The organism is Pseudomonas fulva (assembly GCF_023517795.1).
Taxonomy (GTDB): Bacteria; Pseudomonadota; Gammaproteobacteria; order Pseudomonadales; family Pseudomonadaceae; genus Aquipseudomonas; species Aquipseudomonas fulva_D.
On sequence record NZ_CP082928.1, the window covers coordinates 3,859,754 to 3,876,125 of the forward strand.

Genomic DNA, 16,372 nt, shown 5'->3' on the forward strand with positions numbered 1-16,372 from the left:
GGGGCAGGTGCCTCGTGGTTCGATCAGCCGAAGATCAGCGTCGAGACATAGAACAGGCCGGCGGCCAGGGCCATGGAGGTGGGCAGGGTGAGCACCCAGGCCAGCAGGATATTGCTGATGGTGCTGCCCTGCAGGCCGCTGCGGTTGGCGACCATGGTGCCGGCCACGCCCGAGGACAACACGTGGGTGGTCGACACCGGCAGGCTGTAGACGTTGGCCAGGCCGATGGCGCAGGCCGCGGTGATCTGCGCGCTCATGCCCTGGGCGTAGGTCATGCCCTGCTTGCCGATCTTCTCGCCGACGGTCTTCACCACGCGTTTCCAGCCGACCATGGTGCCGATGCCCAGGGCCAGGGCCACGGCAAGGATCACCCAGAAGGGCGCGTACTCGGTGGTGGCGGTGAGGTCCTTGCGCAGCTTGTCGAGGTCGGCCTTGTCGCGGGCCGACAGCTCGGGCAGCTTGCCGACCTTCTTGGCCGAATCGTCGAGGCACAACAGGTAGCGACGGATATCGATACGCGCTTCTTCGCTGAGGGTGCGGTAGTCGGTCACGCCGTCGAGGGTGCGCAACAGGGCGCTGATGGTGGGTTCGGTGAGCTTGGGGTCGCAACGGAACTGCCTGGGCAGCTCGGTGTTGGCGGGTTTACCCAGGGCCAGGAACTCGTTCAGGGTCGGCGCGTTGCGCTGGTAGAACTCGCCCAGGTGAATGGCCGCATCACGGGTGCGTTCGATCTGGTAGGTGGTGGTATTGAGGTCGAGCACGAACTTGGCCGGCACGATGCCGATCAGCACCAGCATGATCAGGCCGATGCCTTTCTGGCCGTCGTTGGAGCCGTGCACGAAGCTCACCGCCATGGCCGAGACGATCAGCACCAGGCGGTTCCAGAACGGTGGTTTGTTCTTGCCCTTGGTTTCCTTGCGCAGCACCGGCGTGCTGTGCACCTTGGGGGTCGGCATCCAGTATTTGAGCGCCAGGAACAGCAGGGCGGCGACCACGAAACCGGCGATTGGCGAGAAGATCAATGACAGGCCGATGTCCATCGCCTTCTGCCAGTTCACGCCATCGCCCAGGGGGATGTCGGTGAGCAGCGCGTTGGCCAGGCCGACACCGAGGATCGAGCCGATCAGGGTGTGCGAGCTGGAGGCCGGAATGCCGAAGTACCAGGTGCCCAGGTTCCAGGTGATCGCCGCCGCCAGCAGCGAGAACACCATGATCAGGCCGCGGCTGGTGTTGACGTTGATCAACAGCTCCACCGGCAGCAGGTGGACGATGGCATAGGCCACGCCGACGCCGCCAAGCAGCACGCCGAGGAAGTTGAAGATGCCGGACATGACCACCGCCAGGTTTGGCGGCATGGCCTTGGTGTAGATGACCGTGGCCACGGCGTTGGCCGTGTCATGGAAACCGTTGATGAATTCGAAGGTGAGGACGAAGAGCAGGGCGAGTGCGAGGCTCAGCGCCAACCAGGCATCAAGCCCGCTGAATAGTTCGAACATGGAGGGTTACGTCTGGCTCGTGAGAGAGGTGGGTTGTTCCAGGCAACGCGTGGTTTTGTTGATCGATGCGTTGCCTGGCAGCCGCCGGCCCTGATGAGGGACCGGACAGCCTGCGTTGCGCTCGGCAGTCGTTGGGTGAGCGCTGAAGCGATTTGCCATGCCTGCGATGCTCTCTACCCGTGGAATGCCAAGGCACGCCGCCAGGCAATGCCCGGCAGCGTGTAGTTGGTTTGCGGGCGGCGTCTGCGAGGGCTGGAACGTGCCAGGGGCGGGCTGAATCTGCCCGTGACCAACGGTTTTTCCACTGCAGCCCAGGCTCGAATCATGCCACCTGAAATATCTGGACGCGATTTACCTCGAAAATCGTTCCGGACACAACTAGTGGCGCATAAAGAATCCATATTTTTTGATCTGTGCCGGGGTGCGTCAAGCGGCCCCTCAGGCCTTGAATAGCAGATTGGGTAAAGCGTCGCATCGCTGAGTGCGATGTCACAGTGCGGCCGCGATACTTTGGGATAATAGGTGTAGAACGCGCGCTGGCGACGCAGCGGGGTGTGTTCATCGAGAGCAACCTGCGACGCAGCATCGTCATGTTGTCTGGGGGAGCGAGTCTTCTCGCCGGCCTGCCGATGGACCACAAACCGTTTGTCGGGCGGCGCAGTCTGCAGGGTAAACCGCTGGAATCCTTGGCCTGAAACAGGCGCTAAACAAGCCACCTGCGGGGGCTCACGGGGATCTGTATCCTTGTGGTTTTGTCCACTTAGGGAGCGTGCAGATGGCGAACACGGAACAGGGCATCCTGCGTGGCTCGATTGCCATGGCCCTGCTGGTGGCGGTCTTCGGGGTGGTCATCGGCCTGGCGTCCGGGTCGTTCTCCATCGTCTTCGACGGCGTCTACTCCCTGGCCGATGCCAGCATGAGCGGCCTGGCCCTGATGGTGTCCACGCTGATTCGCCGGCACACCTCGGAGAGCGAAGCCAGCCGCCGGCTGGCTGAGCGGTTCAACATGGGTTTCTGGCACCTGGAACCCATGGTGCTGGCGCTCAACGGCACCTTGCTGTGCGGCGTGGCGGCCTATGCGCTGATCAACGCCGTCGGCAACCTGCTGTCCGGCGGCACGCCGCTGGAGTTCGGCCTGGCGTCGCTGTATGCCGGCATCGCCACGCTGATCTGCTTTGCGTTCGCCTGTTACGAGTTTCGCGCCAACCGGCGCATCCGCTCGGATTTTCTCGCCCTGGATGCCAAGGCCTGGGTGATGTCCGGGTGCATTTCCCTGGCCCTGCTGGTCGCCTTCGTCATCGGTCATCTGACCGAACAGACCCGCTACGCCTGGCTCGGTCCCTACATCGATCCGGCGGTGCTGGCGGTGATCTGCCTGGTGATTCTGCCGCTGCCGCTGGCCACCATCCGCCAGGCGCTGGCGGATATCCTGCTGGTCACCCCGCCAGCGCTCAAGCAGCACGTGGACAGCGTGGCCCAGGCCATCGTCGAGCGGTACGGCTTCATCAGCTACCAGGCCTACGTCGCCCGGGTCGGCCGCGCCCGGCAGATCGAGCTGTACTTCATCGTGCCGGCGGACTGGCCGGCGCAAACCCTCGACGAATGGGACGCCCTGCGCGACGTCATCGGCCAGGCCCTTGGCGAAGAGGGCCCCAACCGCTGGCTGACCATCGCCTTCACCACGGATCCGCAGTGGTCGCGGTGAGGGCTTGCCGTCGAGTACGCCAGTAATTATGAATTAGGCAAGCGCCTGCCCGCGCGCTCGGGTTTCTGTCAGTACGCTTTCATTGGGCGCCGCTGTGCGTTTACCCATTGCTGAGTTACCTAAAAACTGGCTCGTCGTCTGCCTAGCGGTTAAGGTTCGCCATCTTCAGAAATACCCGGCCCGGAGGCGTGTGCAACGCTCTCTGGCATCTGCTCAAGGAATACCTCGCGTGAACCAGCAAAACCTCGCCGATTTCATCTGGAACGTGGCCGATGTGCTGCGCGGCGATTTCAGGCAATCCATCTACGGTCGCATCATCCTGCCCTTCGCGTTGCTACGCCGCCTTGAGTGCGTGCTTGAGCCGACCCGTGACGAGGTTCGTGCCCAGTATCAGGCGATGAAATCCAGCAGCGTCGATCTGGATCTGATCCTGCCCGCTACGGCCAAGGCCAAGTTCTATAACGTTTCGCAGTATGACCTGGCTACGCTGGGTGCTACCGATACCCGCGCTAACATTGAAGACTACATCGCCAAGTTTTCCGCCAACGCGCGGCAGGTGTTCGAGCACTTCTCCTTTTCCGACTGGCTGGTGCAGCTCGACAAGGCCAAATTGTTGTACCTGGTCACGCAGAAATTCGCCGCCATCGACCTGCGCCCCGAGGTGCTGAGCAACCACGAAATGGGCCTGGTGTTCGAGCACCTGATCCGCAAGTTCGCCGAATCCGCCAACGACACCGCCGGAGAGTTTTTTACCCCGCGTGATGTGGTACGCCTGACCACCACCCTGGTATTCGCCCCCGATCACCGCGCCCTCAACCAGGAGGGCGCAGTACGCACCGTGTATGACTGCGCCGCCGGTACGGGCGGTTTTCTGTCTTCGGCCATCGAACTGGTCAAGGATGAATGGAAGGCCCCGGCGCGCATCGTGCCCTACGCCCAGGAGCTGAACCCGGAAACCTATGCCATCTCCGTGGCGGACAAACTCATCCAGGGTTTCGAGACCAAGAACATCAAGCTCGGCAACACCCTGTCCAACGACCTTCTGCCCTCCGAGCGCTTCGACTACTGCCTGGCCAACCCGCCGTTCGGCGTGAAGTGGGAGAAGGTGCAGCCGCAGGTGCAGGTCGAGCACAGCCAGCATGGCTTCTACGGGCGCTTCGGCCCTGGCCTGCCGCGTGTGGGCGATGGCTCATTGCTGTTTCTCATGCACCTGCTGTCCAAGCGCAAACCGCCGGAAGAGGGCGGCACGCGCATCGGCATCGTGCTGTCCGGCTCGCCGCTGTTCAACGGCGGCGCAGGCTCGGGCGAGTCGGAGATTCGCCGCTGGATACTGGAGAACGACTGGGTGGAGGCGATCATCGCTCTACCCAATGACCTGTTCTACAACACTGGCATCGGCACCTATGTCTGGGTGCTTTTCAACCACAAGGACGAACTGCGTAAAGGCAAGGTGCAGTTGATCGACGCCACCGCCATGCACGCGCCCATGCGCAAGAGCCTGGGCAACAAGCGCAAGTACCTGTCCGAGGCGCAGATCGCCGAGATCGCCAAGCTGCACGAAGCCTGTGAAGACGGTTCGAATACCAAGATATTCGCCACTACCGACTTCGGCTACCGCCGCATCACCGTCGAGCGCCCGCTGCGCCTGCGCTTTGCCGTGACGCCGCAAAATCTCGCCGCCTACCGCGAGGCCAAGGGCGCTGATCAGATCGACGCCTTCGCCAGCGTGAGCGGCGAGTTCGACAACCTGCCGGCCTTCCTCAAGGCCGCTGGTATCAAGAAGCTCGGCAAGGCCGCGCTGAAAGCCGCACTGGCCTGCTTCGGCGAACGTGACCCCAACGCCCAGCCGATGCTCGATGACAAGGGCAAGCAGCAGCCCGACCCCGAGCTGCGCGAGTTCGAGAACGTGCCGCTGAGCCAAAACGTCGACGACTACTTCGCCCGCGAAGTGCTGCCCCATGTGCCCGATGCCTGGATCGACACCGGCAAGCTCGACCCCAAGGACGGCCAGGTAGGCATCGTTGGCTACGAAATCAACTTCAATCGCTATTTCTACGTCTACCAGCCGCCACGCCCGCTGGCCGAGATCGACGCTGACCTCAAGGCCGTGGAAGCCGAGATCGCCGCGCTGCTGGGTGAGGTGACGGCGTGAGTCAGTACAAGCCGTATCCGGCCTATAAGAATTCCGGGGTGGAGTGGTTGGGGCGGGTGCCGGAGCATTGGCAGGTAGCTCCCCTCAAACGCGACCTTTCTTTTCTGACAAGCGGATCGCGAGGGTGGGCTGAGCACTATTCCGAAATTGGTGCTTTGTTCTTGCGAATTGGAAATCTCCGGCGAGATAGCCTTGAGCTGGACTTGTCTGACATTCAGTTTGTGGAGGTGCCGGCCGGGGCAGAAGGCGAACGAACCAAAGTTCTCGCCGGTGATGTGTTGTTCTCGATTACTGCTTATCTAGGATCTGTCGCTGTAGTGCCTGAGGGGTTTGTCGCAGCTTACGTCAGTCAGCACGTAGCGCTAGCTCGAATAGCAGGGAATTTTCTTTCGCCACATTGGGTTGGCTATGTTGCACTTTCCTGGGTGGGCAAAACTTACCTTGAGTCTCAGGGATACGGCGGAACCAAAATTCAGCTAAGCCTTGATGACATTGCCAATATGGTTATGACAGTGCCTAGCTCAAAGGAGCAGGAGACTGCTGTTCATTATCTCGACCGCGAGACCGCTCGCATCGACGCACTCATTGAAAAGAAGACCCGCTTTATCGAACTGCTGCGCGAAAAGCGCCAGGCGCTGATCACCCATGCCGTCACCAAGGGGCTTGACCCGAACGTGAAGATGAAAGACTCCGGCGTGGAGTGGTTGGGGGAAGTGCCGGGGCATTGGTGTGTGCTCAATTTCCAGCGATGTGTGTTCATTGCAGAGGGGCAAGTCGATCCAGAGGTATCCCCATATCGGGAAATGACATTGCTTGCGCCGAATCACATCGAGTCTGGCTCAGGATTGATTCTTTACACTGAAACAGCAGCAGAGCAGAGCGCTGAGAGTGGCAAATATCTTTGCCAGAAGGGGGATGTTGTCTACAGCAAAATTCGCCCAGCACTGAGAAAGGTTTGCATAGCACCTGATGTGAGCCTCTGTAGTGCTGACATGTACCCGATGCGTGGTCATTCGGGAATGAGCAATCAATATCTTTTCTGGTTCCTGCTTTCTGAACCTTTTTCGGCATTCGCTGTGCTAGAAGCTGATCGTGTGGCTATGCCTAAAATCAATCGTGAGTCATTGAACAGTGCTCAGCTTCCTATGCCTCCTGCCGAGGAGCAAAAAGAGATCGTTGCATCTTTAGCCCAGGCCACTGCAAGGCTGGATGACTTGAGAGTCAAAACCGAACACAGCATCACCCTCCTAAAAGAACGCCGCTCCGCTCTGATCACCGCTGCCGTAACCGGCCAGATCGACCTGAGGGAGGTGGTGTGAGCCGTATGGTGGATCACGCTTTATCGATCCACCGCGCGGTCTTGCAGGCGGCTGCCTGCCGCCGTGCCTTACATCTGTGGATGAACAGAGCGCGATCCGCCCCGCGTGATATGGTCCGCTTCACTCTTCCTCGCTAACACCTGACAAGGATGTGCCATGACCCAAGGCCGCAGCATTCGACTCTTTCTGGTGGACGGCACGCCCAATGGCCTGCTCACCGCCGAGATCATGAACTGGACGGGCCACGTGCTGACTGGCCCGCGCAGCAAACTTGCGGAGTTAGTGCAGCGCCCGGAGTGCGCGCGTACCGGTGTGTACTTTCTGGTCGGCCCCGACCCGGACGACAGCCTGCGCACCCGCGTGTACATCGGCGAGTCCGATGATGTGGCACAACGCCTGAAAAGCCATAACCGACCGGAAGAGGCGGGCGGCAAGGACTTCTGGGAGCGCGTATGTCTGGTCACCAGCAAGGATCAGAACCTGACCAAGGCCCATGTGAAGTACCTGGAAAGCAAGTTGATCGGTATTGCCACAGCCGCCGGCCGCTGCGTGCTGAGTAACGGTACGGCACATGAATACATTGGGCTGCCAGAGTCCGACCGTGCCGATATGGCGTTTTTTCTCGAGCAGATCCGCACGGTGCTGCCGGTGCTGGGCTTCGAGTTTCTGCGTGAACTCAGCAAGCCCTCGGCGACATTGCTGGCCTCTACGGCGGCACCAGTCAATCGCTCACCGCGCTTCATGCTGGAGGTTCCGCGCTATCGCATCGCTGCGCAGGGTCAGGAAGTCGATGGTGAGTTCTTCGTGTTCAAAGGTTCCAAGGCCCGCCCAGACTGGGTGGGGACAGAGCGTGGCTATCAGAGCCTGTTCAAGCAACTGGTCGCCGAGGGGATGCTGGTCGCTGATGGCAGCGAACACCTGACGTTCAGTGACGACTGTGCTTTCAGCAGCCCCAGTGCTGCGGCTGCCGTCGTGTGTGGCCGCTCTGCCAACGGGCGTACCTCTTGGCTGGTCGAGGGGACCGGCCAGACTTATGCAGCCTGGCAAGACCAACAGTTGAGTTCGCTTCAGCCGTCAGTGGAGGACGCATGAGCGCGTCCAACCCAGATACCACGCTGCAACCTTTGCTCACCGAACTGGCCGAGCTGATCCGGCAGGCGCGACAGCAGGTCCTGCGTGCGGTGGATGCGATTCAGGTGCAAACCTGCTGGGAAGTGGGGCGGCATATCATCGAATTCGAGCAGGGTGGGCAGGCACGAGCCGCCTACGGCAAGAAGCTGCTGGCAACACTGGCCAATGGGCTGACGGCCGAGTTCGGCAAGGGCTTCGATGAGCGCAACTTGCGGCATATGCGCGCCTTCTACCAGGCATTCCCGATTTGGAACGCACTGCGTTCCGAATTGAGCTGGACGCACTATCGCACCCTGCTCAAGGTGGAAAACGACAGCGCCCGGCAGTGGTACATGAACGAGGCCGCCACGCAGAACTGGAGCACCCGTGCGCTGGAACGGCAGATCGGCACGCTGTACTACGAGCGGCTGCTGGCCAGCCAGGATCGCGCAGCTGTCGAGCAGGAGGCCGCGAGCAACCTGCAGGCGCTGGGCAAGAGCCCACGTGAGTTCGTGCGTGACCCGGTGCTGCTGGAGTTTCTCGGCCTGCCCAATGCCGGCACCTTGCTGGAAAGCGAGCTGGAGCAGGCGTTGATCGGTCAGTTACAGCAGTTTCTGCTGGAGCTGGGCAAAGGCTTCGCCTTCGTCGGTCGGCAGCAGCGCATCAGCACCGAGAGCAAGGATTTCTATATCGACCTGGTGTTCTACAACTACCTGCTCAAGTGCTTCGTGATCTTCGATCTCAAACGCGGCGAGCTGACCCACCAGGACATCGGCCAGATGGACATGTACGTGCGCATGTTCGATGACCTTAAACGCGGCCCGGAGGATGGCCCGACCGTGGGCATCATCCTCTGCGCGCAAAAAGATGCGTCCCTTGTGCGCTACTCGGTATTGCAGGGCAGCGAGCAATTGTTCGCCAGCAAGTACAAGCTGGTGCTGCCCAGCGAAGAAGAGCTGCGCGCCGAACTGGATCGGGAGCGGGCGCGCTTGGCCGAGCAGCGCGGGCTGTATGACACGCGGGCGTGAGCCCATTGAGTTGATGGTTGCTGGATTGCGAGGGATGGCATGAGCCACGTGCACCACGAATTTGAACTGGAGCGACATATCGTCGAACAACTGGCTGCAGCCGGTTGGCTGGTCGGTAGCTCCGCGAACTACGACGCAGTGCGTGCGCTGTACAGCGAAGATGTGCTGGCCTGGCTGGAGGCCAGCCAGGCTGAGGCAATCGCCAAGCTGCGTGCGCTCAATGGGGCTGGCACCGAAGCCGCGTTGCTCGATCGCCTGGTCAAGCAACTGGAGAACAAGACCGACGGTGGCACATTGAATGTGTTGCGCAGCGGTTTCTCTATCGCTGGCGCCGGCACCCTGGCCATGAGCCAGGCGCTACCCGAGGATGCTCGCAACGAAACGGTGGCCATGCGTTACGCCGCCAATCGCCTGCGGGTGGTGCCGCAACTGCGTTATTCGCAGGATAAGGCCGATGAACTCGACCTGGCGTTGTTCATCAATGGCATTCCCGTGGCTACGGTGGAGCTGAAGACCGATTTCACCCAGTCGGTGGAGGCGGCCATGGCGCAGTACCGCCAGGATCGTCGTCCGGAGCGCAAGAGCGGTGGCAGCGAACCGCTGCTGACCTTCAAGCGTGGCTCGGTGGTGCACTTCGCCATGAGCGACAGCGATATCCGCATGAGCACGCAACTGGCAGGGGGCGAGACGGTGTTTCTGCCGTTTAACCGGGGCAATGATGGCGCCGCCGGCAACAAGGCCGAGGGCGATGATTACCCGGTGAGCTATCTGTGGAAGACCGTGCTGCAGAAGGATAACTGGCTGCATATCTTCCACCGTTTCGTGCTGTTGGAGCGCAAGGCCCAGCAGGACGTCAACGGCAATACCCGGTTCAAGGAGCGACTGGTTTTCCCGCGCTTTCATCAATGGGACGGGGTGACGCGGATGATCGATGCGGTGCGTCGTGAAGGCGTTGGCCAACCCTATCTGATTCAGCACAGCGCTGGTTCCGGCAAGACCAACACCATCGCCTGGACAGCGCATTCGCTGATCCGTGTGCGTCGCCCTGATGGCGAGCCGTATTTTCATAGCGTCATCGTGGTGACTGACCGCCAGGTGCTGGATCAGCAGTTGCAGGAGGCGATTCGCCAGATCGACCACCAGGCCGGCGTGGTGCGCGCCATCGACCGGGAGCAGTCAAGCCTGCCCAAGAGCAAGCAACTGGCCGAGGCGATGCTGGCGGGCGTGCCGATCATCGTCTGCACTTTGCAAACGTTTCCCCATGCACAGAAGGCCATTCTCGAAGAGCGCAACCTGCGTGATCGCCGCTTCGCCATCATTATCGACGAGGCGCACAGCTCCATGGGCGGCAGCACGGCGGACGATCTGCGCTACGTGCTCACCGGGCAGAGCGAGGATGAGTGGAAAAAGCTCTCGCGTGATGAGCGTTTGTCGGTTTGGCAGTCGTCGCGCAGCCGGCCGAATAACGCCAGCTACTTCGCTTTTACCGCCACGCCCAAGCACTCGACGCTGAGCCTGTTCGGTCGCCCGCGTCAGCCCGAGTTGCCAGTCAGCGAAGGCAACCCGCCTGTGCCGTTTCACCTGTACACCATGCAGCAGGCCATCGAGGAGGGGTTCATCCTCGATGTGCTGCGCAACTACACCAGTTACGACGTGGCGCTGCGCATTGGCAGCGAGCTGGTGGGCGACAAGCGTGTGGACGAGAAGAGCGCGCGGCGCAAGCTGGCCAAGTGGCTGTCGCTGAACCCGGTGAACGTCGGGCAGAAGGTGGAGCTGATCGTCGAGCACTTTCGCAAGAACGTCGCTCACCTGCTCGGTGGCCAGGCCAAGGCCATGGTGGTGACCAGTTCGCGCGCAGCCGCGGTGAAGTATCACCTCGCGCTGGAGGATTATTGCAACCGGCGCGGCTACGCCAATGTACGGGCGATGGTGGCGTTCTCCGGTGATGTGCCCAACCTTGATGTGGATCTGAAAGCACCGCTGGCCGCCAGCCTGCCGGACGAGCATGCCTTCAACGAGCAGAACCTCAACCCCAGGCTGGGCAAACAGGACATGCGCACGCTGTTCGATACGCCGCATTACCAGGTGATGATCGTCGCCAACAAGTACCAGACCGGTTTCGACCAGCCCAAGCTGGTGGCCATGTACCTGGACAAGAAGATTTCCGGCGTGGAGGCGGTGCAGACGCTGTCACGGCTGAACCGTACTTATCCAGGCAAGGATAAGACCTACGTCATCGACTTCGCCAACGAGGCCAAGGAGATACTCGAAGCCTTCCAGACCTTCTACCGCGATGCGCGGATGGCCGATATTCAAGACCCCAACATCGTCTTCGACATCCGCCAACGCCTGGATGGCATGCACCTGTACGAGCGCGCCGAAGTAGAGGTATTCGGTGATGCCATCATCGATCCCAAGGTCACCCACCAGAAACTCTATGCGCTGACCCAGCCTGCCACCGACCGCTTCAATGGCAAGCTCAAGACCCTCACCGATGCCATCGAACAGTGGGAGCGGGCTTTGCTCAAGGCCGAAGAAGTTGGCGACGAAGCAGGCGCAGCCTATGCCGACGCGCAGCGCGCGGAGTACTGCAAGCAACGCGACGCGTTGTTGATCTTCAGCGAGAGCCTGTCCAAGTTCGTGCGTTGCTATGAATACATCGCGCAACTGGTGGACTTGGGCGACCCGAGCCTGGAAGCCTTCGCCAGTTTCGCCCGCCTGCTGCGCAAGCGCCTCAAGGGCATTGGCGCCGAGCAGGTGGATTTGGGCGACCTCAAGCTCAGCCATTACCGAGTCAAACCAGGCGAGCGGCTCGATGGGGTGGTGCAGCAGGGCGAGAGCCCTGGTCTTTATGGAATTACCGACAACGGTCTACGTGAAGCGCGTGACCGCGAGAAGAAGTACCTGACAGAGCTGATCGAGCGCCTTAATGCTGCGTTTGGCAAAGACGTTTCCGATACTGATCAAGTCATGTTGGCGCTGCAGGTTTCCGAGAAGCTGCGTGGCGATCAACTGGTCATGGCGCAGATTAATAACAACAGCCGCGAGCAGGCGATGAGGGCTGATTTGCCGGTTCGGGCCATCGAGGCCATCGTCGGGGCCATGAGCAGCCACACCAGTATGGCGACCAGGCTGCTGAGCGATGAGTCGACACGCGAGTTGTTCATCACTGTGGTGTACGAGCTGCTTAAACGTGATGTAGGGCCGCAGTTACTTGGTTCCGCGCGGCTGTAGGCAATGAGAAAAAACGGCCCTGACCTCACGTGATTGCTGACGCGAGAGCCTTGTGACCAGTAGGTGCTGAAGCGTCCGCCTGGTGAGGTCAATTTTTGAATGGGGCTGTAGAGAATGGGCATACCTACCAACGACCGAGACTGGTTGCTGCGCAGCCCTGATCAGGGGCGGGTGGAACGCATCGAGGCGTATTTCAGCGGCCATGGCTACGACCCTCATCGCCACGACTCCTACGCCATCGGCCGCACCTTGTCCGGTGTGCAGAGCTTTCGCTATCGGCGCGCCATGCGCCACAGCCTGCCCGGCGGCACCCTGGTGCTGCACCCGGACGAGCTGCACGACGGCATGGCCGGCACCGACGCCGGCTTTCATTACCGCATGCTGTATATCGACCCGGTGCTGATCCAGCAGGTGCTTGGCGGCAAGCCGCTGCCCTTCGTGGTTGGCGGCTTGAGCGATGACCCGCGCCTGCGCAGCGCTACCGAATCGTTCATGCAGGCGATGGACAACCCGCTGGAGTCGCTGGAAGAAGACGACGCGATCTACGACCTGGCCCGCGCCCTCGAAGCCGTCGCCGGCAAGCCCCGCGGTCGCCGCGCCTTCGATTACCCCGCCACGCAGCGGGCGCGCGAGTACATCCATAGCCGCAACGGCGCGAGCGTTACCCTGGATGAGCTGGAGCACGTCAGCGGGCGCGATCGCTGGAGCCTGTCGCGGGACTTTCGCGCGCTGTTCGGCACCAGCCCCTACCGTTACGTGACCATGCGCCGCCTGGAGCGCTGCCGTGAGTTGGCCTTGGCGGGCATCGGCCTGGCCGATGCGGCGCTGATCGCCGGGTTCTTCGACCAGAGCCATATGACCCGGCATTTCGTGGCCTGCTTCGGCCTGTCTCCGGCGCGCTGGCTGAGCATGGTGAAGTTGCAGGATCGTACAAGATAGCGCCCGGGGTGCCTCGCTAGAGTGGTGAAAACCAACCGAGGAACCACCTGTGAGCCAGCCCAATCCCTCCACCAAGCACCCCATCAACCTGATCCGCAAGCTCGACCTGATCGCCGAGCAATGGTCACCTCGCGTGGTCGCGGAAATGAACGACTACCAATTCAAGGTGGCGCGCCTGCAGGGCGATTTCATCTGGCATGCCCATGCCGAAACCGACGAAGCCTTTCTGGTGCTCGACGGCCAGTTGCGCCTGGATTTTCGTGACGGCTCGGTAACCCTGGGCAGCGGCGAGCTGTACGTGGTGCCCAGGGGCGTGGAGCACAAGCCCTATGCCGAGGATGAGGTGAAGTTGCTGCTGATCGAGCCGCGCGGCGTGCTTAACACCGGGGCAGAAGGCGGGGAGCGTACGGCGATCAATGATCTGTGGATCTGACCGCCGGGCTGGCGCCCAGGGGCGCCAGCCTTCGTAACGGTATCAAGTGCCGCTTTTCACCTTGGTCCAGATCCGCGTGCGGATGCGGTCGATGTTCAGCGGCATGGCTTCCAGGGCGTAGAGTTTTTCCATCACGTCATCGGGCGGGTAGACGGTGGTATCGGCCTTGAGTGTCGGGTCGACCAGCCCGTCTGCCTGGCTGTTGCCATTGGCGTAATGCACATGGTCGCTGATGGCGGCGATCACCTCTGGCTCGAGTAGGTAGTTCATCAAGGCGTAGGCAGCCTTTTCATTGGGCGCATCCTTGGGCATGGCGACCATGTCGAACCACATCGGCGCGCCTTCCTTGGGAATCACGTAGGCGATGTCGACGCCGTTGCCGGCCTCCCTGGCGCGGGCGCTGGCCTGCATGATGTCGCCGGAGAAGCCGACCGCCATGCACACGTCGCCATTGGCCAGCTCACCGACGTACTTGGAGGAATGGAAGTAGGCGACGTTCTTGCGCATCTCCATCAGCAGCGCTTCGGCCTTCTTGTAGTCCTCGGGCTTCTGGCTGTGGTGCGGCAGGCCCAGGTAGTGCAGGGCGATGGGCAGCATTTCCGGGCCATTGTCGAGAATCGCCACGCCGCATTTGCTCAGCTTGGCCATCAGCTCGGGCTTGAAGATCAGGTCCCAGGAATCCAGGGGCACGTCGCTTCCCAGCACCGCCTTGACCTTCTCGACGTTGTAGCCGATGCCGGTGCTGCCCCACAAATAGGGGAAGCCGTGCTGGTTGCCCGGGTCGTTTCCTTCCAGGGCCTTGAGCAGCGTGGGGTTGAGGTTCTTCCAGTTGGGCAGCTGGCTCTTGTCCAGCTCCTTGAGTGCGCCACCCTGAATCTGCCGGGCCATAAAGTGGTTGGAGGGGAACACCACGTCATAGCCGGAGCGCCCGGCCATCAGTTTGGCGTCGAGGGTTTCGTTGCTGTCGTAGACGTCGTAGTGGGGCGTTACGCCGCTGGCCTGCTGGAAGTTCTTCAGCGTGTCGGGGGCGATGTAGTCGGTCCAGTTGTAGATGCGCACATCTTGCGCCGCCTGGCTGACCGAGGCGACGAGCATCAGCGGGATAAGCGTTTTCAGCATGGGAGACCTCAACCGTTGTTGTCGATGTTGTGGAGGCAGCAGTCAGAAAATCAGTACATAGGTCTTGCGCAACGTTTCTTGTATGTCCCACACGCCAGTGGTGTTGGCCGGCAACATCAGTGCGTCGCCAGCCTTGATTTCGATCGGTTCGCCCACGTCGGGGATAAAGGTGCAGCGCCCGGCGATGAAGTGGCAGAACTCCTGCTGCACGATCTGCCGGCGCCAGCGGCCGGGCGTGCATTCCCAGATGCCGGTTTCCACGCCATCGTCGCGCTCCACGCAGGTCACCGAGGTGACGGCCGCGGGTTCGCTGAGCGGCACGGCGACCGGGTTGTGTTCGTCGAGTGCAACGCGTGCGGTGTCACGGAAATGGGTGATGGTCATTGCTTGCAACCTTACATTGAGAAGAGAGCGTTCACTTCATGAAGCCTTCCATCAGGCTGGCGATACGCTGCGCCATGTAGCGCTGCCAGGGCCGGCTGGATGGGTCGGCCAGCAATTTGTCTTCGCGCACGAAGCTGCGGATGATCGCGTTGTACCCCAGCCAGCGGCAGGGCTCCGGCTCCCAGCGTGGCAGGTCCTGAACACGGGTATCGTGGCGCACCCAGGGTTGGCGGGTGAGCAGGGTGCTGTGGCCGAGAATCAGGTCGGCCAGGGTGCGGCCACCGAGGTTGCTGGCGCCCACACCTTCGCCGCCATAACCGCCGGACAGGGCGATGCCGGCGCTGCGGTCGCAGAGCATGTGCGGGTGGAAGCGCCGCGCCATGCCCAGGTTGCCGCCCCAGGCGTGGGTGATGCGCACGCTGCGCAGCTGCGGGAACAGTTCGCTGAACAGGTAGCGGCGCAGGCCACGCTCTTCGTCGCTGAGGTTGAAGTCGCTGCGCAGGCGGCTGCCGAAGCGATAGCCGCCGCGGGCGCCGAAGATCAGCCGGTCGTCGCGGCTGCGCTGGCCGTAGGTGACCTGGCGGCTGGCTTCGCTGAACGCCTGGCCGCGCTCCAGGCCGATTTCCGCCCAGGTCGAGGCCGGCAGCGGTTCGGTGGCGACGATCAGGCTCTGCACCGGAATCTGGTGGCGCCCCAGCGGCGGCAGCCTGGGCGAGTAACCCTCGACGGCCGGTACCACCCAGTCGGCGCGCACCTCACCGGCCTCGCAGCGCACGCTGCCGGCCTGCCAGCCCAGGGCCGGGGTGCCTTCATAGATGCTCACGCCCATGGCCTCGACACAGCGCGCCAGGCCGCGCACCAGGCGCGCCGGCTGGATGGTCGCGCAATGCGGCGTGTGAATCGCTCCGTAGGCGCCCGGGATGCGCAGGTGCTGGGCCAGTTCTTCGGCGGGCAGCCAGCGATAGTCGTCCTCGTTCAAGCCTTCTTCGCGGTAGCCGCGCAGGTATTCGCGCAGGCGCAGCTCCTGCTCCGGGTAGCGGGCCGCGCAATACAGCACACCGCCCTTGCGGTAGTCGCAGTCGATGCCTTCGCGCTCCAGCACCTGACCGACCTCGTCAGGAATGCCGTGCAGCAGGTCGTAGGATTCGCGCCGTGCCTGTGGGCTGAGGCCGGCGAGCAGGCGATCCTCGCCGAGCAGGTTGCCCATCAGCCAGCCGCCGTTGCGCCCGGAGGCGCCGAAGCCGGCGATCTTTGCCTCGAGGATGACGATACGCAGGTCGGGCGCCTGGCGCTTGAGGTAGTAGGCCGTCCACAGCCCGGTATACCCGGCGCCGATGATGGCCACATCGGCCTGCAGGTCGCCGGGCAGCGACGGGCGCGGGGTCAGCGGCTCATCCAGTTGATCCATCCACAGGCTGATGTTGCGCCAGTCGTTCATGCACCGCTTCCACAC

12 protein-coding genes are annotated in these 16,372 nt (G+C 62.0%); 8 read left to right on the plus strand and 4 right to left on the minus strand.

The annotated features are described in order from the left end of the window. Positions 1–23: 23 nt before the first annotated feature. On the minus strand, positions 24–1,496 hold the full coding sequence (locus K8U54_RS17635) for an inorganic phosphate transporter (RefSeq protein WP_249907031.1): 1,473 nt from the start codon (positions 1,494–1,496) through the stop codon (positions 24–26). A gap of 775 nt (positions 1,497–2,271) precedes the next feature. Between K8U54_RS17635 and K8U54_RS17640 the strand changes: the two genes are divergently transcribed. From K8U54_RS17640 to K8U54_RS17675, 8 genes are all read left to right on the plus strand, one after another. Then, positions 2,272–3,201: a cation diffusion facilitator family transporter gene (locus K8U54_RS17640; protein ID WP_249907032.1), complete on the plus strand. Its 930-nt coding sequence runs from the start codon at positions 2,272–2,274 to the stop codon at positions 3,199–3,201. Between the two features lie 229 nt (positions 3,202–3,430). Next, on the plus strand, positions 3,431–5,353 hold the full coding sequence (locus K8U54_RS17645; protein ID WP_249907033.1) for a type I restriction-modification system subunit M: 1,923 nt from the start codon (positions 3,431–3,433) through the stop codon (positions 5,351–5,353). Then, entirely contained in the window at positions 5,350–6,672 is a 1,323-nt protein-coding gene (locus K8U54_RS17650; RefSeq protein ID WP_249907034.1) for a restriction endonuclease subunit S, read from the plus strand. Before K8U54_RS17645 ends, K8U54_RS17650 begins: the two co-directional genes overlap by 4 nt. A 156-nt stretch (positions 6,673–6,828) precedes the next feature. Then, positions 6,829–7,764 (plus strand): GIY-YIG nuclease family protein, encoded by a 936-nt coding sequence (locus K8U54_RS17655; protein ID WP_249907035.1) that lies wholly within the window; start codon positions 6,829–6,831, stop codon positions 7,762–7,764. Further along, entirely contained in the window at positions 7,761–8,810 is a 1,050-nt protein-coding gene (locus K8U54_RS17660; protein ID WP_249907036.1) for a PDDEXK nuclease domain-containing protein, read from the plus strand. The genes K8U54_RS17655 and K8U54_RS17660 overlap by 4 nt, the downstream gene beginning before the upstream one ends. A gap of 39 nt (positions 8,811–8,849) precedes the next feature. Continuing rightward, on the plus strand, positions 8,850–12,044 hold the full coding sequence (locus tag K8U54_RS17665) for a type I restriction endonuclease subunit R (RefSeq protein WP_249907037.1): 3,195 nt from the start codon (positions 8,850–8,852) through the stop codon (positions 12,042–12,044). A 114-nt stretch (positions 12,045–12,158) separates the two neighbouring features. Next, positions 12,159–12,983: an AraC family transcriptional regulator gene (locus K8U54_RS17670; RefSeq protein ID WP_249907038.1), complete on the plus strand. Its 825-nt coding sequence runs from the start codon at positions 12,159–12,161 to the stop codon at positions 12,981–12,983. A 49-nt stretch (positions 12,984–13,032) separates the two neighbouring features. Next, on the plus strand, positions 13,033–13,416 hold the full coding sequence (locus K8U54_RS17675; RefSeq protein ID WP_434059956.1) for a cupin domain-containing protein: 384 nt from the start codon (positions 13,033–13,035) through the stop codon (positions 13,414–13,416). A 42-nt stretch (positions 13,417–13,458) separates the two neighbouring features. On the opposite strand, the gene K8U54_RS17680 is transcribed toward K8U54_RS17675, so the two are convergent. From K8U54_RS17680 to K8U54_RS17690, 3 genes are read right to left on the minus strand one after another with little or no spacing between them, the layout of a single operon-like run. Then, positions 13,459–14,535 (minus strand): polyamine ABC transporter substrate-binding protein, encoded by a 1,077-nt coding sequence (locus K8U54_RS17680; protein ID WP_249907039.1) that lies wholly within the window; start codon positions 14,533–14,535, stop codon positions 13,459–13,461. Between the two features lie 42 nt (positions 14,536–14,577). Then, a complete protein-coding gene (locus tag K8U54_RS17685) occupies positions 14,578–14,919 on the minus strand; it encodes a cupin domain-containing protein (RefSeq protein ID WP_249907040.1) in 342 nt (113 codons plus the stop codon). Positions 14,920–14,950: 31 nt separating this feature from the next. Continuing rightward, on the minus strand, positions 14,951–16,357 hold the full coding sequence (locus K8U54_RS17690; RefSeq protein WP_249907041.1) for an NAD(P)/FAD-dependent oxidoreductase: 1,407 nt from the start codon (positions 16,355–16,357) through the stop codon (positions 14,951–14,953). Positions 16,358–16,372: the final 15 nt, after the last annotated feature.